The organism is Vibrio sp. 10N.286.45.E10, assembly GCF_002874195.2.
GTDB lineage: Bacteria > Pseudomonadota > Gammaproteobacteria > Enterobacterales > Vibrionaceae > Vibrio > Vibrio crassostreae.
Window position 1 is genome coordinate 817,624 of sequence record NZ_MCWD02000002.1, and the last position, 25,151, is coordinate 842,774.

24 protein-coding genes are annotated in these 25,151 nt (G+C 43.6%); 17 read left to right on the plus strand and 7 right to left on the minus strand.

Annotated features, from left to right (window positions below; translation table 11 throughout):
- The 12 genes from betA (at position 1) to BCU34_RS16765 (ending at position 12,783) form a co-directional block, all read left to right on the plus strand.
- Positions 1-1,713, plus strand: a complete 1,713-nt coding sequence (gene betA, locus BCU34_RS16710; RefSeq protein WP_102432471.1) for a choline dehydrogenase — start codon at positions 1-3, stop codon at positions 1,711-1,713.
- Between the two features lie 171 nt (positions 1,714-1,884).
- Complete coding sequence (locus tag BCU34_RS16715) at positions 1,885-2,856, plus strand: choline ABC transporter substrate-binding protein (RefSeq protein WP_102480004.1); 972 nt, start codon at positions 1,885-1,887, stop codon at positions 2,854-2,856.
- Between the two features lie 95 nt (positions 2,857-2,951).
- The gene (gene choW / locus BCU34_RS16720; protein ID WP_102432469.1) at positions 2,952-3,794 is read left to right on the plus strand and encodes a choline ABC transporter permease subunit; all 843 of its coding nucleotides are present in this window, start codon (positions 2,952-2,954) and stop codon (positions 3,792-3,794) included.
- A gap of 2 nt (positions 3,795-3,796) precedes the next feature.
- Positions 3,797-5,011, plus strand: coding sequence for a choline ABC transporter ATP-binding protein (gene choV / locus BCU34_RS16725; protein ID WP_102480008.1), 1,215 nt, complete (start codon positions 3,797-3,799; stop codon positions 5,009-5,011).
- A 361-nt stretch (positions 5,012-5,372) separates the two neighbouring features.
- Positions 5,373-5,855, plus strand: a complete 483-nt coding sequence (locus tag BCU34_RS16730) for a MarR family winged helix-turn-helix transcriptional regulator (RefSeq protein WP_017632044.1) — start codon at positions 5,373-5,375, stop codon at positions 5,853-5,855.
- A gap of 445 nt (positions 5,856-6,300) precedes the next feature.
- Positions 6,301-6,957, plus strand: a complete 657-nt coding sequence (locus tag BCU34_RS16735) for a QnrS family quinolone resistance pentapeptide repeat protein (RefSeq protein ID WP_055319277.1) — start codon at positions 6,301-6,303, stop codon at positions 6,955-6,957.
- 542 nt (positions 6,958-7,499) lie between these two features.
- A complete protein-coding gene (locus tag BCU34_RS16740) occupies positions 7,500-7,943 on the plus strand; it encodes a PTS sugar transporter subunit IIA (protein ID WP_102480010.1) in 444 nt (147 codons plus the stop codon).
- Positions 7,944-7,969: 26 nt separating this feature from the next.
- Complete coding sequence (locus BCU34_RS16745) at positions 7,970-9,373, plus strand: PTS mannitol transporter subunit IICB (protein WP_102480013.1); 1,404 nt, start codon at positions 7,970-7,972, stop codon at positions 9,371-9,373.
- Positions 9,374-9,421: 48 nt separating this feature from the next.
- The gene (locus BCU34_RS16750; RefSeq protein WP_102480015.1) at positions 9,422-10,693 is read left to right on the plus strand and encodes a zinc-binding dehydrogenase; all 1,272 of its coding nucleotides are present in this window, start codon (positions 9,422-9,424) and stop codon (positions 10,691-10,693) included.
- 46 nt (positions 10,694-10,739) lie between these two features.
- Entirely contained in the window at positions 10,740-11,273 is a 534-nt protein-coding gene (locus BCU34_RS16755; protein ID WP_102480017.1) for an MltR family transcriptional regulator, read from the plus strand.
- A 10-nt stretch (positions 11,274-11,283) separates the two neighbouring features.
- Positions 11,284-12,018 carry a nucleoside/nucleotide kinase family protein gene (locus BCU34_RS16760; RefSeq protein WP_102480019.1) on the plus strand — a complete coding sequence of 245 codons (735 nt, stop codon included), beginning with the start codon at positions 11,284-11,286 and terminating at the stop codon, positions 12,016-12,018.
- A gap of 18 nt (positions 12,019-12,036) precedes the next feature.
- Positions 12,037-12,783, plus strand: coding sequence for a phosphatase (locus BCU34_RS16765; RefSeq protein WP_102480022.1), 747 nt, complete (start codon positions 12,037-12,039; stop codon positions 12,781-12,783).
- A 139-nt stretch (positions 12,784-12,922) separates the two neighbouring features.
- Here the strand turns inward: BCU34_RS16765 and BCU34_RS16770 are convergent, their stop codons facing one another.
- Positions 12,923-13,138, minus strand: a complete 216-nt coding sequence (locus BCU34_RS16770; protein WP_102432460.1) for a hypothetical protein — start codon at positions 13,136-13,138, stop codon at positions 12,923-12,925.
- 447 nt (positions 13,139-13,585) lie between these two features.
- Between BCU34_RS16770 and BCU34_RS16775 the strand changes: the two genes are divergently transcribed.
- The 3 genes from BCU34_RS16775 to BCU34_RS16785 all read left to right on the plus strand — a co-directional run bounded on the left by BCU34_RS16775 (position 13,586) and on the right by BCU34_RS16785 (position 14,928).
- A complete protein-coding gene (locus BCU34_RS16775) occupies positions 13,586-13,846 on the plus strand; it encodes a DUF5062 family protein (RefSeq protein ID WP_017061084.1) in 261 nt (86 codons plus the stop codon).
- Between the two features lie 365 nt (positions 13,847-14,211).
- Complete coding sequence (locus BCU34_RS16780; protein WP_017061085.1) at positions 14,212-14,367, plus strand: DUF5993 family protein; 156 nt, start codon at positions 14,212-14,214, stop codon at positions 14,365-14,367.
- Between the two features lie 9 nt (positions 14,368-14,376).
- Positions 14,377-14,928 carry a disulfide bond formation protein B gene (locus tag BCU34_RS16785; protein ID WP_102433561.1) on the plus strand — a complete coding sequence of 184 codons (552 nt, stop codon included), beginning with the start codon at positions 14,377-14,379 and terminating at the stop codon, positions 14,926-14,928.
- Positions 14,929-15,028: 100 nt separating this feature from the next.
- Here the strand turns inward: BCU34_RS16785 and melB are convergent, their stop codons facing one another.
- Positions 15,029-16,456, minus strand: coding sequence for a melibiose:sodium transporter MelB (gene melB, locus BCU34_RS16790; RefSeq protein ID WP_102478414.1), 1,428 nt, complete (start codon positions 16,454-16,456; stop codon positions 15,029-15,031).
- A gap of 71 nt (positions 16,457-16,527) precedes the next feature.
- Positions 16,528-17,880, minus strand: coding sequence for an alpha-glucosidase/alpha-galactosidase (locus BCU34_RS16795; RefSeq protein WP_102478413.1), 1,353 nt, complete (start codon positions 17,878-17,880; stop codon positions 16,528-16,530).
- Between the two features lie 327 nt (positions 17,881-18,207).
- On the opposite strand from BCU34_RS16795, the gene melR reads away from it, so the two are divergent.
- Positions 18,208-19,212: a transcriptional regulator MelR gene (gene melR, locus BCU34_RS16800; protein WP_102478412.1), complete on the plus strand. Its 1,005-nt coding sequence runs from the start codon at positions 18,208-18,210 to the stop codon at positions 19,210-19,212.
- A 98-nt stretch (positions 19,213-19,310) separates the two neighbouring features.
- Here melR and BCU34_RS16805 read toward each other — a convergent pair whose 3' ends face one another.
- The 3 genes from BCU34_RS16805 to BCU34_RS16815 all read right to left on the minus strand — a co-directional run bounded on the left by BCU34_RS16805 (position 19,311) and on the right by BCU34_RS16815 (position 22,452).
- Entirely contained in the window at positions 19,311-19,940 is a 630-nt protein-coding gene (locus BCU34_RS16805; RefSeq protein ID WP_102478411.1) for a bifunctional 4-hydroxy-2-oxoglutarate aldolase/2-dehydro-3-deoxy-phosphogluconate aldolase, read from the minus strand.
- A gap of 3 nt (positions 19,941-19,943) precedes the next feature.
- Positions 19,944-20,912 carry a sugar kinase gene (locus BCU34_RS16810; RefSeq protein WP_102478410.1) on the minus strand — a complete coding sequence of 323 codons (969 nt, stop codon included), beginning with the start codon at positions 20,910-20,912 and terminating at the stop codon, positions 19,944-19,946.
- Positions 20,913-21,018: 106 nt separating this feature from the next.
- Complete coding sequence (locus BCU34_RS16815; protein WP_102478409.1) at positions 21,019-22,452, minus strand: PTS transporter subunit EIIC; 1,434 nt, start codon at positions 22,450-22,452, stop codon at positions 21,019-21,021.
- Between the two features lie 262 nt (positions 22,453-22,714).
- On the opposite strand from BCU34_RS16815, the gene BCU34_RS16820 reads away from it, so the two are divergent.
- Positions 22,715-23,914 (plus strand): enolase C-terminal domain-like protein, encoded by a 1,200-nt coding sequence (locus BCU34_RS16820; RefSeq protein ID WP_048662511.1) that lies wholly within the window; start codon positions 22,715-22,717, stop codon positions 23,912-23,914.
- A gap of 200 nt (positions 23,915-24,114) precedes the next feature.
- On the opposite strand, the gene BCU34_RS16825 is transcribed toward BCU34_RS16820, so the two are convergent.
- Positions 24,115-24,822: a GntR family transcriptional regulator gene (locus BCU34_RS16825; protein WP_102480509.1), complete on the minus strand. Its 708-nt coding sequence runs from the start codon at positions 24,820-24,822 to the stop codon at positions 24,115-24,117.
- Positions 24,823-25,151 lie beyond the last annotated feature (329 nt).

Sequence of the window (25,151 nt, forward strand, 5' to 3'; positions counted from 1 at the left end):
ATGGAACAACGCTACGATTATATTATCGTCGGCGCGGGTTCGGCCGGCTGTGTGTTAGCGGATAGGCTAACGGAAAGCGGTGAACATAGCGTTTTATTACTGGAAGCTGGTGGCACGGATAAGAGCATTTTTATCCAGATGCCAACCGCGCTTTCTTACCCAATGAATACTGAAAAGTACGCTTGGCAATTTGAAACAGAGAAAGAACCGGGTCTTGATGGACGTGAACTGCACTGCCCACGTGGCAAAGTGTTAGGCGGCAGCTCATCGATCAACGGGATGGTTTATGTTCGTGGCCACGCGTGTGATTTTGACCAATGGGAAGAAGAGGGCGCAGCGGGTTGGAACTACCAAGCATGCTTACCTTACTTCCGCCGTGCTGAATCATGGAACAAAGGCGGTGATGAATACCGTGGTGACAATGGCCCTGTCGGCACTTGTAACGGTAACGATATGGAGCTCAACCCGCTTTACCAAGCGTTCATCGATGCAGGTAAAGATGCCGGTTACCCAGAAACAAACGATTACAACGGCTACCAGCAAGAAGGATTCGGCACTATGCATATGACGGTAGACAAGGGTGTTAGAGCCTCTACCTCTAACGCTTATCTACGCCGTGCATTGAAGCGTTCAAACCTAACCTTGAAGAAGGGCATCGTGGCGCGTCGTTTCTTACTTGAAGCACAAGACTCAAATGGTCAATCGGGCTTGAAAGCGGTTGGTGTTGAGTTTGAAAAGTCAGGCAATACCCAAGTTGCGGTAGCGAACAAAGAGGTGATCTCTTCTGCGGGTTCTATTGGTTCTGTTCAACTGCTTCAGCTTTCTGGTATCGGCCCGAAAGCCGTGCTTGAAAAGGCGGGTGTTGAGCTGAAACACGAACTCAGTGGCGTCGGTGAAAACCTTCAAGATCACTTAGAAGTGTACTTCCAATATCACTGTAACGAACCCATCACGCTCAACAGCAAGCTTGGCTTGGTAAGCAAGGGCATGATTGGTGCCGAGTGGATTCTGACTCGTAAGGGCCTTGGTGCCACTAACCACTTTGAATCGTGCGCGTTCATTCGCTCTCGTAAAGGATTGAAGTGGCCAAATATTCAATATCACTTCCTACCAGCTGCGATGCGTTATGACGGCCAAGCGGCCTTTGATGGCCACGGCTTCCAAGTACACGTTGGACCTAACAAGCCAGAGAGTCGCGGTACGGTTGCGATCACCTCTGCTGATCCGCATGCCAAGCCAGAGATCATTTTCAACTACATCTCAACCGAACAAGACCGCCAAGATTGGCGCGATTGTATTCGCTTAACCCGTGAGATTTTGTCGCAACCTGCGATGGATGTTTACCGTGGTGAAGAGATTCAGCCGGGTCTAAGCATTACCTCCGATGAAGCAATCGATGAATGGGTTAAGCAGAATGTTGAAAGTGCTTATCACCCTTCTTGTGGCTGCAAAATGGGCGCTGATAACGACCCAATGGCGGTGCTTGATGAAGAGTGTCGTGTTCGCGGCATTGATAATCTGCGTGTTGTTGATTCGTCTGTATTCCCAACTATTCCAAACGGAAACTTGAACGCGCCCACCATCATGGTGGCTGAGCGTGCCTCGGATTTGATTCTGGGCAAGCCCGTTCTAAAAGAGCAAAACGTTCCGGTATGGATAGCACCGGAATGGGAAGAGACACAAAGAATCAATAAGCCAGTACGAGAAGCGTAAGCGTCTGTTATTGGGTAAAAAATAGCAAAAGTAGTAAAGAATAAAAACAACAAGTAACAAGCAAAAAATAACAAAACTAATTAGTCAAAAGTCAAAAGTCAAAAGTCAGAAGAACTGCTCTCTATCGGCGTTGATATCGAGCAGCAAAAGGAAAGATAAAAAGGAACCATTATGACGACTCTAAATATTCAGAACGTGACGACAAAAACGTTAACAGCACTAGCCATCAGCTCATTTGCATTTGGTGCTAACGCTTCAGTAGAACCACAGCAATGTGAAAACGTTCGCTTCGCTGATGTAGGCTGGACTGACATTACCGCAACAACCGCCGTTACTTCTGAACTATTAAAAGGCCTTGGTTACAAAACCAAAACCGACCTACTTTCAGTACCGGTGACTTACTCTTCAATGGCAAACGGCGACATTGATGTATTCCTAGGGAACTGGATGCCAACCATGGAAGGCGATATTGCTAAATACCGTGAAGCGGGCACCGTTGAAACTGTTCGCGCCAACCTTGAAGGGGCGAAATACACGCTAGCTGTACCTAAGTACGTGTACGACGCCGGTGTTAAAAGTTTCGCAGACCTAGCAAAACATGCCGACAAATTTAAAGACCGCATCTACGGCATCGAGCCTGGTAACGATGGTAACCGTCTAATCCAATCGATGATCGACTCTGACGCATTCGGTCTAAAAGATTTCAGCCTAGTTGAATCAAGCGAAGCCGGCATGGTGTCGCAAGTATCACGCGCAGCACGCCGTAGCCAATGGATTGTTTACCTTGGTTGGGCTCCGCACCCGATGAACAGCAATGTTGAAATGGAATATCTTTCAGGCGGTGACGACTTCTTCGGCCCTAACTACGGTGGCGCGAATGTTTACACCAACGTTCGTTCAAACTACCTGTCTGAGTGTGCAAACGTCGGTCAACTTCTACAAAACCTAGAATTCACTCTAGAGATGGAAAACCAGTTGATGGAAGAGATTCTGAACCAAAAAGTGAAGCCAGAAAAAGCGGCTCGACAATGGTTGAACAATAACCCTCAACAAGTTGAAGCTTGGTTAGACAACGTAAAAACGCATAAAGGTGAATCAGCGACTCAAGCGGTTACTGAATACCTAAAACAAGTTAAAGCTTAGTTCTACCTATCTCAACAGCTACATAAATAATAAAGGTGGGCTTACCAATTTATCGATTGGTTTGAAGTAGCCCGCCCATAATAAAAGGCAATATTGTGAATTTTATTACGGAAAACAAAATCCCTGTCGGACAATGGATGGAAGCGGGTGTTGATTGGCTAACAATCAATGCAGCAGGATTCTTTGACGCTATTTCGATTTTTCTAGAAACCGTCATTATGTTTTTAGTCGATGTATTTAAGTGGATGCCGCCTGCTCTGCCAATCGTGATTACCGCTGCGATTGCATGGTACTTACACCGTAAACTCTCGCTGGTGATCTTTGTGGTCGCGGCACTGCTGACTATTCTTAACCTCGGCTACTGGCAAGAAATGCTGGAAACCTTTGTTCTCGTCTTTGCGGCGACAACGATTTCCGTATTAATTGGCGTACCGGTTGGCATCATGGCTGCTCACCGTCCTTGGCTCTATACGATGTTGCGCCCAATTCTCGATTTAATGCAGACCGTTCCGACGTTTGTGTATTTGATTCCAACTCTGGTTCTATTTGGCTTGGGCATCGTGCCTGGCTTAATCTCGACCATTATTTTCGCGATAGCTGCTCCGATTCGTTTGACCTACTTAGGGGTAACGAAAGTCCCTGAAGAGCTGATTGAAGCGGGTAAAGCCTTTGGTGCAAGTCGCATGAAGTTACTGCTCAAAGTTGAATTACCTGCCGCTCTGCCAAGCATCATGGCCGGTGTCACCCAATGTATTATGTTGTCGCTTTCGATGGTGGTTATCGCCGCTCTTGTTGGCGCTGACGGACTTGGTAAACCTGTTGTTCGTGCATTGAACACAGTGAATATCTCACAAGGTTTTGAAGCCGGATTAGCGATTGTTTTAGTCGCAATCATCCTTGACCGCTTGTGCAAAACACCAAACCAGAAGGAAGCTTAATCATGTCTATCTCTCAGGAACAGAAGGCAATGGACGCGATTACCATCAAAAACCTTGATGTTGTGTTTGGTAACAAAGCCAATCAAGCGCTGGATCTACTCGATCAAGGTAAAACTCGCCAAGAGATCATTGATGAGACTGGCCAAGTTGTTGGCGTAGATAATGTGTCGCTGACGGTGGAAGAAGGCGAGATTTGTGTACTGATGGGTTTGTCTGGTTCTGGTAAATCATCTTTGCTTCGCGCAGTTAACGGCTTGAATGAGATCAGCCGTGGCTCATTGGCGATCAAAGATGGAGACAAGCTGGTTGATTTAGGTGAACAATGCGACGAAGCGACCTTGCGTCACCTTCGTACTCACCGCGTTTCTATGGTGTTCCAAAAGTTTGCTTTGATGCCATGGCTTAACGTATTAGACAACGTGGCATTTGGTCTTGAAATGCAGGGTGTCGCCAAAGATGTTCGTCGTGCTAAGGCGCGTGAACAATTAGAAATGGTCGGCCTAGCCGAATGGGAAACCAAATTCCCGCATGAGCTTTCTGGCGGCATGCAGCAACGTGTTGGTTTGGCACGTGCGTTTGCAATGGATACTGACATTCTATTGATGGATGAACCGTTCTCGGCGCTTGACCCATTGATTCGTGCTCAACTGCAGGATGAACTGATCACGTTGCAAAACAAACTAAACAAAACGATTCTGTTCGTGAGTCACGACCTAGATGAAGCACTGAAGATTGGTAACAACATTGCGATCATGGAGTCAGGCAAACTGATTCAACACGGTAAACCTGAAGAGATCGTTCTGACGCCGAAAACAGAATATGTGAAGGACTTCGTTGCTCACACCAATCCATTGAATGTGCTTAAAGGTCGTTCTTTGATGCAGCCTCTTGATTCGCTGACGCAAGAGAATGAAAGCTGGAAGATCTGCGATTCTAAAAACCTCTGGATTGAACAGAGTGAAGGTGCTTTATCGGTCAAAGGTGAATCTACTTTGGCGCTTGTCGAGTGGAGCGAGTCAGATGACTTAGCGGCGATCAGCGCGTCGAGTGTCGTGGTCACAAGCCCTGAAATTGGCATGCGTGATGCGATTAAGCTCAAGCAGATAAGTAACCATCCGATTTTGCTGGTTGAAGACAATCAATTGGTTGGGATCTTGGATAACAGCGAGTTCTACAACGCGCTGACAGGTAATTTTCAACTAAACAGTGCTGCTTAGTCTTTTGAACTAAAATAGTCAGATATCGAAACATTTAATAGGTAGTGGGGCCATCACAATCTCCCTACCTATTTGACTGCTCTGCTTTTTTATTTGTTAACGACTTCTGGCTTTTTGTTACCTTGTTAGCCGATATAAGAGCGAAAATCGTGACTCATTGAGCAAAAGTGTTGCCCTGCGCAAATTCAGAGGCATAGAAAAGATTGAGAATAGTATGAACATCAGTACAATGCGGAAAAATTAATGACGTAATTTATCAATTTACAGTGTAATTTGAGCGGTCCTGACTCCGATTTCATGAGAGTTCTTCGCTTCGACACTGTAAAACCACTCACAGTATATTAGTACAAAGGTCTGCATCTTGGACAAACATGACGAAATCCTAGTCGCTATTCGACAAATTATTCGCGCTATCGATTTACACTCGAAAAAGCTGAGTAAAGAGTATGGTTTGACTGGCCCTCAATTAATTCTAATGAGAGCAATCCAAGAAATGGGTAATGTGACGATCAAAGAATTGTCGAATCACACCAATGTAAGCCAAGCCACAACCACGACGATCATCGATCGCCTAGAGTTGAATGGTTACGTACAACGTATCCGTAGTGTTGCAGACCGTCGTAAAGTGCATGCGAACTTGACGGAAAAAGGCCAAGAGCTGCTAAACAATGCGCCACCGCCGCTGCAAGATAACTTCGTTAAAAAATTCCAAAACCTAGAACCGTGGGAGCAGAGCCTACTGCTTTCCTCGATGCAACGCGTATCATCAATGATGAACGCAGAAGACATCGACGCAGCCCCAGTTCTACAGCTTGAAGGCATTGCAAACGTAGCCAAGAGCTAACATTTATTTAAATTGTTCTTTAGAACAACAACTTAAATAATTATCAAATGGTCGCATTAAGCGGCCATTTTTGATCTTGGCCTCCCTACTTCTCAGATTTTACTGGTACAAATCACCTTTTAGTTGTGGCCTGTCGATACAAATTGGGCCTGAGAAAGACCGATTATCAGCGAGTGCATCTGTATAGGGTATTGCATCAAGTTCATACTGACATATGATGATTATCTTCTCGTTGTGTCTCATCTTATATCCCCCTTCTAAGCGACAAAACTTTTTTCAAGATAAGCGCATGCTATAAAACGAAAATAACAGCCTTAAAGAGGTTGTTTGGTGCCTTAAAATGGCTAATTTTGGGTGTTTTAAGTTGCTGTTTTTGTTGGTTTTTAATTTGGTGTTTTCTTAAGATCGTAATGATAGTCTTAGTTTAATTTCTTTAGGGGGCTAAATGGATACTAATAACAGCACTTATCATCACCACAGTTTTGCTCAGCAAGATTTATCAGAGCTTACATTTACAGCCTGCACGTTTATCCGTTGTGATTTCAGACGTTCGAACTTACGCGACGCAACGTTTATTAACTGTAAGTTTATTGAACAAGGCGATATTGAGGGGTGCCACTTTGATGTTGCCGACTTACGAGATGCAAGCTTCCAGAATTGCCAGTTGGCGATGGCGAACTTTAGTAATGCAAACTGCTATGGGATCGAACTGCGCGAATGCGATCTGAAAGGCGCGAACTTTACTCGAACAAATTTTGCCAATCAGGTAAGCAATAGAATGTATTTTTGCTCTGCGTATATTACGGGCTGTAACCTGTCATACGCCAATTTTGAACAGGCTTGTTTAGAGAAGTGCGAGCTGTTTGAGAACCGTTGGATAGGAACCTACCTTGGTGGCGCGTCACTGAAAGAGTCTGATCTTAGCCGAGGCGTGTTCTCGGAAGATGTATGGGGGCAGTTCAGTATGCAGGGAGCAAACTTATGCCACGCTGAATTGGAAGGGTTAGATCCTCGAAAGGTCGACACATCGGGGATTAAAATCGTCGCTTGGCAGCAAGAGCAGCTGCTTGAAAGTATGGGTATTGTTGTAATGCCTGACTGATTTTTTCATTCGGTTGTAGCCAACCACAGTCGCTAGAAGAAAAGCCCAAAGCTAATAACTTTGGGTTTTTCCTTATTTGGAGTTTCGTCTGACTTTTTTATGCAGGTCGTTTGCATGTTGTGAGGCTGGATGAGTGAGTTAGCAGTTTGTTATGTTGTAAACTTTCAGTTGAATGGTGCTTGGATTTCATACGCGATCTTGGTCACTCATTTTGACGTGCTACATTTAATTATCATTAGATACAAACCTAACCATCATCACGTTTACTTTATGGTCAATATACCTTATTGGATTATTGTCACATTTTATGGATTTTTAAATAATGTCAAATTCGTGGATTACATCCAATTAACGCAGTTGACTTGTTGTTAATTATAAATTTGTAACTAAATAACACGTGATTATCGTGATGTTCAGCATTAAATGGTGATTGACTCGATATTTTTAGTGATCCCCGTCTACTTTATTGGTTATTTCTCTAATTCGATACTTCCATTGATAATAAACCCAACAACAACGAACACGAATAACTGGGATTTATTATGCTTTATGACCTTATTGACCATGACTTAATTGACGTCATTAACCACTCAGAATATCAGTGGGAAGATGCAGTTAAAGAAACGACGCGTTATTTGCAGGATAAAGGTTATGTAACCGATAAGTATGCGGATGCGATTATTCAGTCAACGTATGATAATGGACCTTATTACGTGCTTTGTCCAGGTATTGCAATGCCTCATGCTCGCCCTGAGGCTGGGGTTTTAAAAACAGGCCTTGGTATCCATGTGTTTTCTAACCCAGTCGATTTCGGTTCAGATATGGGACCAGCGCATGTATTACTGACCCTAGCAGCACAAGATTCAGATACTCACATTGAAGTGATTCAAGCATTAAGCGAAATGCTTTGTGATGAGGAAAATATTGCCAAACTGGCCGCTTCTTCATCGAAACAAGACGTGCTTGAAATAATTAAAAGTTACTAATAATAACCTTGTATAAGGAATATAACGTGTCTACAAATTTACGAGCCAGAATACAAGCCTTCGGTGGTCATCTGACCGCGATGGTTTTGCCAAATATCGGAGCCTTCATTGCGTGGGGCTTTATTACCGCATTATTTATTCCAACGGGTTGGATGCCTAACGAATATTTCGGCGAGTTAGTCGGTCCAATGATAACTTACTTACTGCCATTACTTATCGGTTACACCGGTGGTCAAATTGTCGGTGATAAGCGTGGGGCGGTAGCGGGTGCTATCGGTACCATGGGTGTTATCGCTGGCGCCGAGATTCCAATGTTTGTAGGTGCGATGATTATGGGCCCATTGAGTGGCTGGGTAATCGTTCAAATCGATAAACGTTTACAAGACAAGATCCCTTCTGGTTTCGAGATGGTGGTAAACAACTTCTCGCTAGGTATCTTCGGCATGTTGATGTGTCTATTTGCTTACGCGATTGTTGGCCCTGCAGTGACTGCAGCGAACCTATTCGTTAAATCGGGCATTGAAGCACTGGTTGCGACTGGCTTCCTACCGTTACTTGCAATTATTAACGAGCCAGCAAAAGTTCTATTCCTGAACAACGCTATCGACCAAGGTATCTACTACCCACTAGGCCTGCAAACAGCGGCGGAAACGGGCAAATCTATCTTCTTTATGGTGGCGTCTAACCCTGGCCCTGGTTTAGGTATGCTTCTGGCTTACGCTAAGTTTGGTCAAGGTCTAAGTAAGAAATCAGCGCCAAGTGCAATCATCATCCACTTCTTCGGTGGTATCCATGAGTTGTACTTCCCATACGTGCTAATGAAGCCAATCATGATTATAGCGATGATTGCAGGTGCAGCGACAGGCATCGCAACGTTCAACCTACTTGATGGTGGTCTGGTTGCAGGTCCAAGTCCTGGCTCTATCTTCTCTTACCTAGCTCTAACACCAAAAGGTAGCTTCTTCGCGACCATCGCCGGTGTAGCAACAGCAACGATTGTGTCTTTCCTAGTGGCAAGTGCAATCCTAAAAGTGAGCAAGAAGGAAGAGACTGAAGATGAGTTCGAACAATCGATGACTGACATGAAAGACATGAAAGCAGAAGGTTCAGTGGCTAAAACACCTGCTTCAGCAGTGAAAACTGCAGCGAAAGACATCAAATTTGTAGCTTTTGCATGCGATGCAGGGATGGGCTCAAGTGCCATGGGCGCCTCAACGTTCAAACGCAAACTCGAAAAAGCCGGCTTTAACGTTGAAGTGAAGAACTTCGCAATCGAAAAAGTGCCGAGTAACGCGGACGTGGTGGTGACCCACGAGAGTCTAGAGAGTCGAGCAATCAAAGCAACAGGCCTGCCTGTGGTGACCATCAAGAACTTCCTACATGACCCAGCATTAGACAACCTAATGGACACCATCGGTCAGCAAGCTTAATTAATATTCTGGGGTCAGTTATTGGCCCCACTTTTCGGAGATAAAATCATGGTTCAAACAACTGCAGCGGTAATTTGTGGTGAGAAAGACGTTCAACTTAGAACCTTTGAGCTACCAAAGATTTCGGATGATGAACTGCTAGTAAAAAATATTTCTAATAGCATTTGCCTGTCAACTTACAAAGCAGCACTGCTAGGTAGTAATCATAAGCGAGTTCCTGACAACATCTCTGAAGTGCCAGTGATGACAGGCCACGAATATGCGGGTGTGATTGTTGAAGTTGGCGCTAATCTAAAAGATCGCTTCAAGCCGGGCGAACCATTTGTACTGCAACCTGCAATGGGCCTACCAACTGGCTACTCAGCAGGCTATAGCTACGAAACCTTTGGCGGGAATGCGACTTACTCAATTATCCCGAAAGTGGCGATCGACCTTGATTGTGTCCTTCCATACAAAAGCCCATATTACGCAAATGCATCGTTAGCAGAGCCAATGTCTTGCATTATTGGTGCATTCCATGCGAGCTACCATACAACGCAATATGTTTATGAGCATCAAATGGGTATTAAAGAAGGCGGCTCACTTGCTTTACTTGCGTGTGCTGGCCCTATGGGGATCGGTGCGATTGATTATGCGATTAACGGACCCGTGAAACCAAGCTTGATTGTAGTGACTGACATTGATGAAGCACGTTTAGCGCGCGCTGAAAGCCTTATTCCAGTATCAAAAGCCGCGGAAAATGGTATTGAATTACATTATGTGAATACCGCTAAAGTTGATGACCCGGTTACCTACCTAAAAAGTTTGAATAAAGATAAAGGCTATGACGATGTCATGGTATACGCTGCGGTTGCACAGGTGCTAGAGCAAGCCGATGAGCTACTTGGTAATGATGGCTGTTTAAACTTCTTTGCTGGACCTACGGATAAGCAATTCAAAGTACCGTTTAATTTCTACAACGTTCACTACGAATCAACGCATATCGTTGGTACCTCTGGTGGTTCAACAGGTGATTTGATTGAGTCAGTAGAGCTGTCAGAAGCAGGCAAGATCAACCCATCGTTCATGTTAACGCACATCGGTGGCCTTGAAGCCGCGCCACATACCATTTTGAACCAGCTGGATCTTCCAGGTGGCAAGAAATTGATTTACCCTCATATAGATATGCCACTAACAGCGATAGATGAGTTTCATACCTTAGCGGACGTTGCTCCGTTCTTTAACGAACTTGACGCTATTGTTAAAGCCAATAATTACGTATGGAATGAACAGGCAGAAAAAGCTCTGCTTGAGTTCTACGATGTGAATTTAACGGTTTAATCGACAATTGATATTGTGGTAGCTAGCCTGCCTGCTACCACAATGCATGAGGAAGTTAGATATTACAGTCCAAGAAGAATTATTAGATGCTCTAGAAGAGTGCGCCAATGCGACTTGTTTCATTAAAGTATCTCATAAACTGATCAACTCAAAGTTAAAGCAACTGCTTCCAAGGGTGTTTGTACAAGATCCCTTGGTTCTAGAGTATGCGGTGACGCCTCTTCTTAAAGAAGATGGCCCTTTAGTGGAAATTGATGTGGTATCAAAATTGATGTTCGCCATGGGAAAAATATCGTTGGAAACTTATGCCGATATTGGATTGTTCGAACAAATGCATGGGTTTGTTATCAAGCAACCTAACGCGATCCAATTTAATGATGACATGATTTACGACTTTATTTGTAATCAGTCGACATTCTCTAAAGCTGAAAACAACATCTATTTAGACTCTATTAATCAATTGAAATTTTCGTCATTCGATGCATTTTCTAAAGCTCGCTACGAGTCGCTCATCAAGACGGTTCTCAAACTATCTTGTGAAAGCTTGTTAGAAACTGTTGAGAAAGAAATACTAAATTAAGGTTGTTAGCATGCAAGTGTCATTAAACGTCAGTGGCTTTGAAACAGAAGCTGTTTTTCCCGATCGCGACATTGAGCTTATTCATAAACCGCTGGTTGAAAAATTCACCTCGCTCTACAAACAGAAAAATGATCGAACGGTCATCTTCTTAGCTGCGCCTCCTGGTAGTGGCAAATCGACGTTAGCCGCGTTTTGGGAGCATTTGTCACAGACAGAAGCGAATTGTCAGCCACTTCAAGTTTTGCCATTTGATGGCTTTCATTATCCTAACGAAATATTGGATTCAAACTATATCGTTCGAGAAGATGAAAAAATTCAACTTCGCACCATTAAAGGGGCTTACGAAACCTTTAATTTAACGTCACTGATTGAAAAACTTAAACAGCTTAAGATCAAAGACCCAATGTGGCCATATTATGACCGCAACCTTCATGACCCAGTAGATAATGCGATAGCCGTCAATGAAGAGATCGTGGTGATTGAGGGCAATTGGTTGTTGCTAGATGAGCCTGTCTGGAATGGGCTACATGAGTTGGCGGATTTCACTATCTTTATCGATACCGATCCCAAGTTTCTAGAAGAGCGCCTTGTTAACCGAAAAATTCGTGGCGGCTCAACTCCGGAAGCGGCACAAGATTTTTACGAAAAGTCGGATTCGAAGAACGTGGCTAAAGTCTTAAACCATTCGATTAAGGCTGATCTGACTCTGTATATGAACCAAGACGGTTCGTTTGAAATTAATTAAACAAATTAGGAGGTCATGATGGAGATTGTTGTCGACAGCCATACCCATACATTGGCAAGTGGCCATGCCTATAGCACCATTATTGAGAATGCTCTAGCATCAAAAAATAAGGGGCTAAAACTCCTTTGTACAACGGATCATGCTCCTGAAATGCCGGGAGCCCCCCACTACTGGTTTTTCAACAACCAAAGGATTTTGCCCCGCTTTCTTCATGGTGTCGGTATCTTGCGCGGTGTGGAAGCTAACACGCTGAACATTGCAGGTGAGTTGGATCTTCCTCCTTCTTCTTACCAACATTTAGACTGGGTGATTGCTAGTTTACATGAACCAGTTTTCAAGCCCTCGACGAAGCAAGAACACACACAGGCATTAATGAATGTTATTAAGAGTGGTAAAGTTGATGTGTTGGGGCACTTAGGGAACCCAAACTATCAGTTTGATATGGAAGCGGTTCTGCAGTGCGCAAAGGAGCACAATGTTGCGATTGAAGTGAACAATACGTCACTGACAGGCAAGAGCCGAAAAGGAAGCGATGTGCGATGTTCAAAAATTGTCGAGATCGGCAAGCGAGTTGGCGTTTACTTTTCTACAGGTTCTGATGCGCATTTCTGTGAAGAGATTGCTCATTTGGATCTCGTAAAAGCATTACTTGAAAAGCATGGTGTGGAAGCAGACAAAATAATCACGACCTCAACATCCCGCTTTTTGAACTTTTTATTATTGCGCGGTAAGAGTCGAATCGAAGAATTTGTACACTTATATTAAGCGCGTTGCTGAGTTAATGATTACTGATATCAAAAAGCCCAAAGCTAATAACTTTGGGCTTTTCCGTATCTGGTAACCAGCATTTTATAATGATTTTTTAAAAAGAGAACGCTTGGTGAATAGAGAACTGATTGGCTGATTAGTGCATGCCTGAACGCATTTTGTCGGCCAGGGCAAAGAACACAAACAACACAAAACAGACCAGAGCAACACCCAATGAAACCAAGATGGTTGTTGCGTCTTTTGATATCAATGGAACGACGATAGAAGCTAACGCTACCAACATAACAAGGATATGAACGATTCGTCCGATGATCGGGTTTTTATGACAGAATGAAGCCCATAGGTAACGCATTTTTAACACCAGTATAATATTAGTGGGTTTATTCTATTTTCTTAATGAGTGTTTTGTAAATAATATTCTGTTACAGGAACCTGTAAATATGACCTAAGTCGTTTTACTATAAAACTGGTTAAATAACATAGGTTTATTTGTATTCTATAGAATGTATATCACCTAAATGATAATCATAGTATTCCGTATTCTTTAGGATGGTAAGTTAAATATTGTTCGATTTTCAGTTTTTGACTTAAGATCTCATTTACTGAGTTTTTTATTAAGAGCTCGTTTGCGTATAGCCATTGATATCGTAAATACCAACCAAATTTGAATCAGCCTAGAGCCTGTTATTCGTTTTATGTTATTTATCAAAGCGACTCCTCAAATTGAGAGCGAGGTAATCTTGTGAGTTTTTCTGTTTGATATACTCAGTACTCGTTCGATAAAGATGATGGAGATGATATGTCGAAAACCGCGAAGATCATTAATGAAGATAAGCTGGTAAAAAAAGCAGTTGAAGTCGGTTTTAAGATGGCAAAACTACAAGGTTTTGATTTGCCAAATTCATCCCAACCGATAAAGGTTAAAGCGGTGTACTTGTTCCTTGTTGAAGTCAATCAGATCACACCGTTACCTGACGATAAGCTTGATGGCGCGAACATCAAGAAGCGTTTAGCACTATGGCTTCATAAGGCACTGCCGGACAATGACCCGCTGAAGTAAGCTTGTATTACCTCATTTTGTATTTAAAACCTAGCGACCTTTCGCTAGGTTTTTTGCTTTTGGGTACAGTAAAAGTAGCCCCTAATATTCCCCCAAGCCTAACTTCATTCACATATTCGCCAACCTTATCTGCCATCAACATTAACGCGCATCATCTGTTCATTAGTTGCCTCAACGTACTTGTGAGTACTCAGTACGAGGCCCCAAACTTGACAGCTTGGATCTTACTAACAACTATTAAGTTGATGATCTTCAATTCGTAATCCATCGATTTACCGAACTTGAATGATTAAGAGCATCGGTGTGGATATTCGTTATGACGTTTAGTCTGACTGAACAGGATAAATAGAAAGGAAAAACCTCTTATGATGTCTTTACTGTTTTTGTTGTTACTAGTGGCGATGCTATGCGCCTTTTTCGATAAGAAGACCGCTGCTTATGGCTTTTTTGCTAGCTCAGTGATCCTAGGTTTGTATTGGTTTAACCACCATGCCACCGACCCATTATCGATCTTACTGTAAGGAGCTAGCATGAATCGAAATCAGTTAACTCTCTTGAATACACTTGGCTTGCTAGGTATGACAGCCGTTTTGTTGATCGGCTTTATTCTTCAGTTTGTTCTTAATGAGTTGCCTTGTCCGTTATGCTTATTACAACGTATTGGCTTTGTGATGGTGGCGTTTGGCTTCATGTTGAATGTGGTTTATGGGCCTCAATCTCGCCACTATGGCATCGTCCTAATTGGCGCTTTATATGGTGTTGCTACCTCGCTAAGACAGGTCTCGTTACATGTAATTCCCGGTACGCCTGGCTATGGTAGCCCCATCCTCGGGATGCATTATTATACGTGGGCTTTTGTTTTGTTCACGGCCACTATCTTTGCGGTTGCTGTGATCTTGATACTAACGAATAAGATAGAAACTCAAGAACCATACAAAATGAGCAATCTAGGGCGTATTGCGTGCTTACTGGCAATCGTTGTGGTTGCGCTCAATGCTATTGCTACGTTTGCTGAGTGTGGGCCTTATCAATGCCCTGATAACCCAGTGAGTTATTGGTTGCTTAATCAAGGTGTTGGTTAGAGCCGATTAACTAACAACAAAGCCACAGCATACGCTGTGGCTTTGTTGTTTGTGTTTGCGCTTTTAATTGTATATGTAAACTGTTCGATGTGATTTCATGCTATACGACTTGTGCCGGTTCTGTCGGTTTTGCGGTTTCCCCTTTATCTGAGCCTTCGTTTGTAATGTGGTCATATTTTTCAGTGAGGTGGTCTTGGATCTTTTGGTGATATGCGCCGTTCAGCTTGTAAAAGCGGAAGTAGATGATTAGCGCAATGGCAAAGAAGAAAGCTGGTAGACCAACCATGATGCATTGCATGCCGAATACGGTTTCAGGGCTTTGCGTTACGTTAGGTACATAATCAACAGCGGTGAGCGCGATACCGATAAAGAAAGCGGCAAATGCCGAACCTGCTTTTACGACCAAGGTTTGCACTGAGTAAGCGATGCTTTCGCAACGAGAACCCAGTTTAAACTCACCGTAATCGACCGTGTCTGCCACCATGATGACGTTAAGTACCCAGAATAGCGCTGTACCAATTTGTAGAAAAACGCCTGCTGTTGATATCAGCAGAATGCTCTGTTTGTCGTACATGCCAACGTAGATGAGTACTGCGCTGCCTAAAATAGGGAAAGACGATGCACATGCCCACAGAACTCGGCGTGAAAACATCTGGGCAAGTTTAGGGAACAGCACCAGTGTGATGAGGTTAGCAATACCTGCATAAGCCATGTAGTAAGGGAAAAGTTCTTCATTACCCACCACATAAGTGAAGTAGTAAACCGCGAACGCTGTAATGATGTTGGTCGCGAGGTTATAAGACAAAGCCATACACAAAACACTAGTCAGTTGGTCGTTTTTGTAGATAAGTGACAGTAGCTTTTTCAGTGAAACCTTTTCTTCAGGTTGATTTGTGTCTAGGTTGGCGGTTGAATAACGTTCTTTTACATTACGCAAAGTAATGAAAGTTGATACCAAGAAACAAGCGATCAACAAGAGTGTAAAAATCTGGAAGCCGAACCCTTTATCGTCCCCACCTACGTAGTTCACGAAAGGCATTGCGATAGCCGCAGTTACAATCCAAGCTAGGCTAGCAAAGAAGCGAGGGTATGGGACGAGCTCTTCACGTTCACGCTTATCTAAGGTGAGTGTTGGGACCAGTGACCAAAAAGGGATATCCATTAGTGTGTAAGTCATGCCCCACAAGATATAGGTTACAGCGGCGTATGCGATTAACCAAGGACCTTCGATGTAATGCGCACTAAACACCATCAGAAGAACCACGGAGTTAGCCAGTGTGCCAATTAAAATCCAAGGTTTGAACTTGCCCCATCGAGTGCGGGTATTGTTGACTAACCACCCCATAATAGGGTCATTGACGGCATCCCAGATGCGTGCGACGAGGAAAATGGTGCCGACTGTAGCGGCAGAAATACCGACTACATCCGTGTAGTAAAACATTAGGTACATGTAGACGATGGTGATTGCGAAGTCTTTACCAAATGCGCCAAAGCCATAACTTAGCTTGGTATTCATAGAGATACTCATTGCCACTCCTTACGCCTCCTCGGTGAGAAGGCGTTGATATTCACGTTGTTGTATGTTTTTTTAGTATGAAGTTACTTGTTAACCCACTCTGGTAACCAACCCTGATGGGCTTCAATCAAGTCATCAACCAGCGCGTATATCTCTTCTATTCCAAGTACGGCGGCAGTATGAGGGTCAAGCATCGCAGCATGATAAATACGGTCGCGGTTTTCAGTGAGAATGGCTTCTGTTAATAGAGTTTGGACGTTGATGTTAGTTTGCATCAATGCGGCCAAGTGATTTGGTAGGCGGCCAGCTTTGATTGGTTGCACACCATTGGCATCGACTAAACAGGCGACTTCAACACAGCAACCGTGCGGCAGGTTATCGATTAAGGCTTCGTTTTTAACGTTGCCATAGATGACGCTAGGTGTACCCGTCCAGATAGAATTCATGATGGTGCTAGCGTATTCGTGAGATTCCTCAACGGTGATCTTATCGGCCGTTTTGAACTCTTGAAGGTCTTTTTTCCAATCGGCAATTTGTTCGACACAACGTTTAGGGTATTCATCAAGTGGCACTTTATAACGTTCGATTAAATCTGGACGATTTGGCTTGATAAAGTAGGGGGTGTATTCAGAAAAATGTTCAGAAGACTCTGTCACGAAGTAGCCAAGCTTCTTAAACATCTCATAGCGGACTAAGTTGGTGCAGCGACCATTGTGATAAATACCCGGCTTAGGCGCTTGGCCACTCTCAAAGGCTTCAAGTAGGTCTGGATAAATGTCGACGTACTCACCGCTTTCTGTTTTTTTCTCGAGGGTTAGGTAGTAAGCCATGTGGTTAATGCCTGCGCAGGTATAGCGAAGATCTGCGTAATCTAAGTCTAGGTCGCGTGCTAGTTCTTCTGCGGTACCTTGTACTGAGTGACACAAACCGACTTGTTTAATGTGTGGATACTTCTCGTACATTGCCCATGTGTTCATTGCCATTGGGTTGACGTAGTTAAGCATGGTCGCGTTCGGGCAAACCTCAGTCATATCTTCACAGACACTCCAAAGATGCGGGACTGTGCGTAGCGAACGCATAATACCGCCTGGGCCTAGTGTGTCTGCGATGGTTTGTTCCAGACCATGGCGCTTACACACTTCGAAATCTGTGACGGTACATGGCTCGTAGCCACCGATTTGAAAGGCTATGACAACAAAATCTGCACCTTGTAGTGCCTCTTTTTGATCTAAATGGCATGAGATAGAGCCAGTCGCACTGGATGATTCCATCAACTTACTGACGACAAGGTGAGACTCTTCTAATCGATTCTCATCAATATCCATCAATGCGACATGAGCATTTTGTAGTGCTGAACGGTGGAAAACGTCGCCAAGAATGTTCTTAACAAAAATGGTTGAGCCTGCACCGATGAATGTGATTTTAGGGCTTTGCATAGTGGGATCCTTTATTTCTCTGAGTTCTTTGTTGATGCAGATAAATTACACCTAGAACCCATGTCGATTCGTCTCAGATAATCGAATAGCTCTCCTGTTTTCTAATATTTTTAAATCACTAAATAGAAATCTTAGGAAATGGGATAACTTGTTGGCTTTTAAGGAGAGAGGATATGCAATGAGGCTAGTTTTGCACTTAAGATACTGACTCTAATCACATCGTGATGATCTTATGAATTGGGGTACTGCGTCTCTATGATCGCCTTCAGAGTTTTATTATCGAGGAACTGTTAAAACTCAGCTATACGATTTCCTAAGGAGCGAGATATGCCGCAATCAGCCCCAGATACGGTGAGAATTATCACTTTAGATAAGTATTCATCCGAGACCGTGTCGGTAAGCCCACTGTCTCTCTATTCTTCCTATGAGAAAATCGATATTGAACTCAGAGCCCCTCATTCCATGCCTGGTTATCATTGGCATGGTCAAATTGAGGTGAATATACCCTTTGGCGATGATGTGGAGTACATCATTAACGGTAGCCCGGTTGTGGTCAAAAGTGGGTCGATTGGCTTGTTTTGGGCATCGGTACCGCATCGACTGACGAATCCAGGCCAATGCCATAATATGGGAATCATCAACATACCGATTCACCATTTTATGTCGTGGGCTCTCAGTCGGGATTTAGTCAACCAGATCACTCACGGCAGTGTGTTGCAATCGAATTCTTGTTCGCTGATCAGTGAGTTTGAAATCTCACGTTGGGCAGAGGAGATAAAGCATTCGTCCGAAAGTCGTCAACAGTTGGCTATGGATGAAATTGGCCTAATGCTTAAACGAATCTGCCTTGATGGCTGGCAACAACTGTTGGTAAATCGACAGGATAAGTCGACTAAGAAAGGGGTATCGAAACACTCGCAATTCTATGTCAGCCAGATGTTGGAATATATTGCGACTCACCATAATCAGCCATTGACCGTTAAAGATATCGCTGAACATATCGGGTTACACAGCAACTACGCGATGAACGTATTTCAGCGAACGATGCAGATGACTATTAAGCAGTACATTACTGCGATGCGCATCAACCACGCTCGTGCTTTGCTGAGTGATACAGATAGAACCATTCTCGATATCTCACTCACGGTGGGCTTTAATTCGAGTAGCCGATTCTATGAAACCTTCCAAACGTACATAGGTGTCACGCCGACTCAATATAGAAAATTAGCTAGAGAAGATCACCGATGGAGCAGTCATGGAGCTAGCCCTCTATACGACCTTGAGAAAGGGGCATGTGATGGGAAGCGGCCGTTAACAACGAAAGACAGTTAGCGATATTGATACAACCCGATAAAAGCAAAGCCACAGCATGTGCTGTGGCTTTGTTGCGATGGAATCAAGAGAATTTGTGCTTTGTAGATCGTTATCGATTAGCGATTCACTTGCTCGACAATCTCGCGTGTTAAGCGGGCAATCTCATCCCACTCTCCATTTTCAACGAGTTTCTTGTCGACCATCCATGTACCACCGCAGGCTAATACTTGAGGCACCGCTAAGTAGTTATCGATGTTTGATGGCGTGATACCGCCTGTAGGCATGAGTCTAATGTCGCCGTATGGACCAACGAGTGACTTAACCATCCTGATTCCAACTGAAGCTTCGGCAGGGAAAAACTTGAGAGTCGTTAGTCCCATCTCAAGTGCTGCTTCAACGGTGCTTGGATTGTTCACACCTGGAATGATATCGATGCCGATCTCTTGGCATGCTTTAACTGTGTTCGGATTAAAGCCCGGTGATACCACAAAGGTCGCGCCCGCTTCTTTAGCAGCGAGTGCTTGCTCGCCATTTAAGATAGTTCCTGCGCCGATCAGCATCTCTGGCTGTGCTTGGCGAAGTAGTCGAATCGCTTCAACAGCGGCGTCTGAACGGAACGTAATCTCAGCCGCTGGCAACCCATTCTCAGCCAATACTTTGCCTAGAGGGATAATATCCTCTGCGTTATCAATGGCGATAACAGGGATAACTTTAAGTGCTTTTAATTGGTCATTAATTGTAGGCATGGTTTACTTCTTAATAGGGTTTAAAAGAGTGTCGGTGATGGCTTTTGGAATAATTGCACCGTGGTGCTGAATCACTAGTCTCGCGAGTGCATTACCTTGTTGGCAGGCTTCTGAAACAGAACCTCCAGCGAGGTAACAAGATAAGAAACCACCGTTAAAAGAGTCGCCTGCAGAGGTGCTATCAACCACCGTCTCGACAGGTGTTGTTGTGACTTTTATTGGCACATCTTTGGGGCTTTCACTGATCAAGCAGCCTTCAGCACCAAGCTTTACAACAACAGTTTTGACGCCGAGTGCATGCAGTCTTTTTATGGTGTCTTGTGGCTGGGCGTCTTGCCATAAAAGTTGCTCATCGTCGAAGGTGACCAAGGCGATATCTGTCGCTTTATAGGCAAGCTGATAAGCTTCTTTGGTTGCGTCTTGTGAGTCCCACAACTTTGGTCGGTAGTTACTATCAAAGGCGATGGCCACGCCACGTTCACGTAGACCTTGGATGATAGTGAGCAACTTTAGCTGATCGCCATGAGGCAAGATCGCCAGAGAGATTCCACTCAAAAACACCATATCGACATCTTCAAGTTGGGCGGTTATTTTGTCGAAATCTGGGTGCTGTACCATGTAGCGAGCAGCCGAGTCATTACGCCAATACAGAAATGTGCGCTCGCCAACATCGTCGAGTTGAATGAGATAGAGTCCGGGTGAACGCTGTTCATCAATAAGCACAAACTCGGTTGATAGCCCTTCATCTTGCCATCGGTTAAGCATCTCTTGGCTGATAGCGTCTGAGCCTAACGCTGTGACATAACTGGTACGAATCATAGGTGCATCTGACGAACAGGAATAGCTGGTGGCACTTCGGTTCAAATAAACAGCGGCGTTGAGCGTATCCCCACCATAGGTCTGTTGCATGGAACCGAATGGAGCGCCGTTCAGTTCTATCATGCACTCGCCGATAATCGCAATGTGGCTCATAGTGTGCCCTTACAGAAAGATTGGTATTGCTAGATATAAATGATGGAACGTGGCTACAAGGAAAGTAGCCACGTTGATTCTTTTCCCAATAGCTTGAGAGGAGGTCTTACTTGTTGTCTAGTTTCACGAACAACAGCGTTAGAACATAAGACAGTGCGAACACACCAACCACGCCCATTAGTGCTTGAATGAAGTTTTGCGTACCGCCTGCAAGGTAAGCCGGTAAGCTGAATACAGAAGAAAGAATGTAGCTTGTTAAGTGCGTATCGATTGTTACCGAGATAGCACCGAACACACCTGCAGCCAAACTCGCGGTCATCATTGCTTTGGTGTATTTCGTTAGTACACCAAATAGAGCCGGCTCCGTGATGCCTAAGATCGCGGTAACACTTGAGCCCATCGTAATTGAAGATTGCTCTTTAGGTACCGTTTTACGTTGCTTATGCCAGATAGCCATTGTCGCGCCAGCAATTGCCATGTTACCCAAACACATGATCGGCATAAGTAGATCCTTACCATACAGTGCAAAGTTGTTGAGGCTGATTGGTGTCATGCTGTGGTGAATACCAAACACAATCGTAATAGGACGAGTTAAACCAAACACAAAGCCCGTCAAAGTCGGAGAGATCTCCAGTAGTGAACTCATTACCCAACCCGCGCCATTACTTAGCCAGATACCAGCAGGGCCAACAAATGAAAGTGTGATGGTTGAAGTCACCGTAAAGGCAAGCAGTGGCGTAAATACTGGTTTTGCAGAAGAAGGTACTAGACGGTCAACTAACGGAGTCACTTTAGACAATAACCAGATAGCGAGAATAGCTGGTACGATAGCACCGCCGTAGTTGAGCAGTTCAATAGGAACCACACCAAGAACCGTCAGCTCAGGTGCAGCGCCAGCATCTTTTAGCATCGCCGCTTTATCTACTAGCTTGGGTGCTAGCATTGCAAACGAAACAGCAAGAGCTATGTACTCATTTACTTTAAAGACCTTGGCTGCAGAGAAAGAAACCAACATAGGTAAGAAGAAGAACACAGCAACAGAGATAGAACGGAAGAAGTAAACCGTGTCTGAGGTTTCAGAGATAACATTGGTTGCAATAAGGCCAGACAACAGGCCCATCAACATACCAGCGCCAGCGATTGCGGGTACAACTGGACCAAAGATGCCCGCGACAATGCGCATCACGCCTTGGAACAGCTTGCCTTTCTCTAGCTCATCAGCCGGATTAGCGTCAGCTTGTTGAGTGTTTGATAGCGCGTTGAACCATTTCTCTACCTCAACACCGATGATGACTTGAGTTTGACCTTGTTGAAGTACCACACCTTTCACATCTGCGATCTGCTTGATCGCTTCTTCGTCTACCAGTGACTCGTCTGATAATTTGAATCTCAGCCTTGTCATACAGTGCGTGATACTCACGATATTGTCTTCACCACCAAGTGCAGTGATTAATAACTGTATATTTTCTTTGAAATTTTTCTTCTTCGATGATGACTTTGAGTTATTAATAACGGCATCACTCTTTTCTACCATTTGTATACTACACCTGTTATTGGAATATATTTAACTCGAGAAATCATAACGACAACCAATTTAAATCCAACGGAGTAAAAAGAGATCTCAATCACATTTAAAATCCGAAAAATTAATTTTTCACCGTTTTTGGCCAATTGGTATGTTTTGTTTATCAAAAAAAAAACACTTAACGTACCAATTATTTTTAGGCGAAAATTAGCGCTTGAAATGTGATTTTTAAAGCGGTTAGATAATAGGAGTTGACTTAAGTTTAGGTTATTTAATTGTGAAAGAAACTATTATATCTGATATCCATTGTATTATTACTAAACCAGACAGACACAATCTCATTACTGTGGTAGTTGAAACGAATGAAGGAGTGACTGGGTTTGGTTGTGCGACATTCCAACAAAGACCGCTTGCTGTAAAAACAATGGTCGATGAATATTTAAAACCTATTCTTATTGGTAAAAATGCCAACAATATTGAAGACTTATGGCAAATGATGATGGTCAACGCTTATTGGCGAAATGGCCCTGTTATCAATAATGCAATTTCCGGTGTTGATATGGCACTGTGGGATATTAAAGCCAAATTGGCGGGTATGCCGTTACACCAGTTATTTGGTGGTAAGTCTCGTGATGCTATTCCTGTATACACACACGCGACTAGCGACACAATGGAAGGTATTTATGAGCTGGTGGAATCTTTCCTAGACAAAGGCTACAAGCACATTCGTTGTCAGCTTGGTTTCTATGGCGGCGTTCCAACCGATTTGCATACCACTCAAAACCCGACTGAAGGCTCATATTACGACCAAGATCAGTACATGGACAATACTCTAACGATGTTTAAGTCGCTGAGAGAGAAATATGGTAACCAATTCCATATTCTTCATGATGTGCATGAGCGCCTATTCCCGAACCAAGCGATACAATTTGCCAAAGAAGTCGAGCAATATAAGCCTTACTTCATTGAAGATATTCTGCCGCCAAATCAAACGGAATGGTTGGATAATATTCGTAGCCAAAGCTCAGTTTCATTAGGTTTAGGGGAGTTATTTAATAACCCTGAAGAGTGGAAATCATTGATTGCTAACCGTCGCATTGACTTCATTCGTTGTCATGTTTCACAGATTGGTGGCATTACTCCTGCTCTGAAACTCGGCCATCTATGTCAGAACTTCGGTGTTCGTATTGCATGGCATTGCCCACCAGATATGACGCCAATTGGCGCAGCGGTAAACACGCATTTGAATGTGCATTTACACAATGCCGCCATTCAAGAACATGTCGAGTACAACGAGAATACGAACAAGGTATTCCCGAACGCTGCAGAGCCAATTAATGGCTACTTATACGCTTCTGAAATCGCAGGTATTGGTGTTGAAATCGACCGAGAAGTTGCAGCAGAGTTCCCTGTTATGTATCGCCCCCATGAGTGGACTCAAAGTCGCCTTCCTGATGGCGCGATTCATACCCCTTAACTCGTATTTTTAATATCAAATGGTCGCTATAAGCGACCATTTTCTTATTTAATATATTTACCAGATATTACGTATTATCAAAAATTATATTTCTAGTATCACTAAATTAATGATACTAGATGTGAAATAGTATTAGTGGCTAATCTATAGCGTAATTAACTTATATATAAAAATTAACCATATTAAATCGAATTTAAAGGTTACTTCTTATCTCGGAAGCTCATGCTCTCACTGTTAAAAGGCGTGTGGTAGGTGCATTGGTAGTTGATGTCGATAATATCACTGACGATGAACAGTTCCCCCGATGCTAAGAAACCTCGGTTGGTGATATTCATGACTGCCGCATTTTTTTTGCAGCCGAGCAACTCCGCATCTTCTTTAGAAACATTGATCGCTTGATACGTTGTTAAGTAGCTATCGATCTGAAGGCCTTTCGCCAATGCATGTTTCTGGATTGAGCTTTCAATGATCTCGGCATTCATTTCTGGGAAGACGTTAACAGGGATCTTGGCTTCTTCTATTTGAACTACTTTGTTGTTAATCAATCGAAGCCGTCTAATTTTCCAAATGTAGTCATTGTTGTCTAAAGAAAAAATCTGCTGTTCGTGGTTATCGGGTAGCGCTTTATTCAGCTGGAGCTTTTTATAAGAGATCTCTTCAAAACTGTTTTCAGTAATGGAGTTGTACACCAGTGGTGTACCAATCAGAGAAGTGTTGACGAAGTAACCAGAACCCACCTTAGATTTCACCATGCCAATAGCCTCTAGCTTGGCTAGTGCTTTGCGAATCGTGAAACGAGATAATCCATATATTTCAGATAGTTCTCTTTCAGCAGGAAGCTTATGGCTGATACTGTTTTGGCAAATTTTGCTCACAATATCTTGAACAACTAATTCATATTTTTTCATTCTAAAAACTTAAAAAAGCACTCATGGTGATTAAATTATAGTTAACTAAATCAGATACTCAGCGCATTCCGAGCTAGCCGGTAATTCTAACATAGAAGGCCAATTAGATGATGGGAAATAGGGTGTTTTGGAGGGCGAATTAGAGGGTTACTTCTGGGGGGTGTGACTTTATTCTCTTTCTTGATTAGATAAGCGTGAAGGCGAGGTTACATGCAAGCAAATAATAAAAAAGCCACAGCATTTACTGTGACTTTTGAATCTAACCTGATTTGAAGAGGTTTAAGCGGTTGCAGATGCTAGGGGGGTCATCCGCAACGCCTAATATCTAA

Bases quoted from the DNA above. Each gene is read 5' to 3' on its own strand.
- betA (WP_102432471.1), top strand. From the start codon at position 1: ATGGAACAACGCTACGATTATATTATCGTCGGCGCGGGTTCGGCCGGC.
- BCU34_RS16715 (WP_102480004.1), top strand. From the start codon at position 1,885: ATGACGACTCTAAATATTCAGAACGTGACGACAAAAACGTTAACAGCA.
- choV (WP_102480008.1), top strand. From the start codon at position 3,797: ATGTCTATCTCTCAGGAACAGAAGGCAATGGACGCGATTACCATCAAA.
- BCU34_RS16735 (WP_055319277.1), top strand. From the start codon at position 6,301: ATGGATACTAATAACAGCACTTATCATCACCACAGTTTTGCTCAGCAA.
- BCU34_RS16740 (WP_102480010.1), top strand. From the start codon at position 7,500: ATGCTTTATGACCTTATTGACCATGACTTAATTGACGTCATTAACCAC.
- BCU34_RS16750 (WP_102480015.1), top strand. From the start codon at position 9,422: ATGGTTCAAACAACTGCAGCGGTAATTTGTGGTGAGAAAGACGTTCAA.
- BCU34_RS16755 (WP_102480017.1), top strand. From the start codon at position 10,740: ATGAGGAAGTTAGATATTACAGTCCAAGAAGAATTATTAGATGCTCTA.
- BCU34_RS16760 (WP_102480019.1), top strand. From the start codon at position 11,284: ATGCAAGTGTCATTAAACGTCAGTGGCTTTGAAACAGAAGCTGTTTTT.
- BCU34_RS16765 (WP_102480022.1), top strand. From the start codon at position 12,037: ATGGAGATTGTTGTCGACAGCCATACCCATACATTGGCAAGTGGCCAT.
- BCU34_RS16770 (WP_102432460.1), bottom strand. From the start codon at position 13,138: ATGCGTTACCTATGGGCTTCATTCTGTCATAAAAACCCGATCATCGGA.
- BCU34_RS16775 (WP_017061084.1), top strand. From the start codon at position 13,586: ATGTCGAAAACCGCGAAGATCATTAATGAAGATAAGCTGGTAAAAAAA.
- BCU34_RS16780 (WP_017061085.1), top strand. From the start codon at position 14,212: ATGATGTCTTTACTGTTTTTGTTGTTACTAGTGGCGATGCTATGCGCC.
- BCU34_RS16785 (WP_102433561.1), top strand. From the start codon at position 14,377: ATGAATCGAAATCAGTTAACTCTCTTGAATACACTTGGCTTGCTAGGT.
- melB (WP_102478414.1), bottom strand. From the start codon at position 16,456: ATGAGTATCTCTATGAATACCAAGCTAAGTTATGGCTTTGGCGCATTT.
- BCU34_RS16795 (WP_102478413.1), bottom strand. From the start codon at position 17,880: ATGCAAAGCCCTAAAATCACATTCATCGGTGCAGGCTCAACCATTTTT.
- melR (WP_102478412.1), top strand. From the start codon at position 18,208: ATGCCGCAATCAGCCCCAGATACGGTGAGAATTATCACTTTAGATAAG.
- BCU34_RS16805 (WP_102478411.1), bottom strand. From the start codon at position 19,940: ATGCCTACAATTAATGACCAATTAAAAGCACTTAAAGTTATCCCTGTT.
- BCU34_RS16810 (WP_102478410.1), bottom strand. From the start codon at position 20,912: ATGAGCCACATTGCGATTATCGGCGAGTGCATGATAGAACTGAACGGC.
- BCU34_RS16825 (WP_102480509.1), bottom strand. From the start codon at position 24,822: ATGAAAAAATATGAATTAGTTGTTCAAGATATTGTGAGCAAAATTTGC.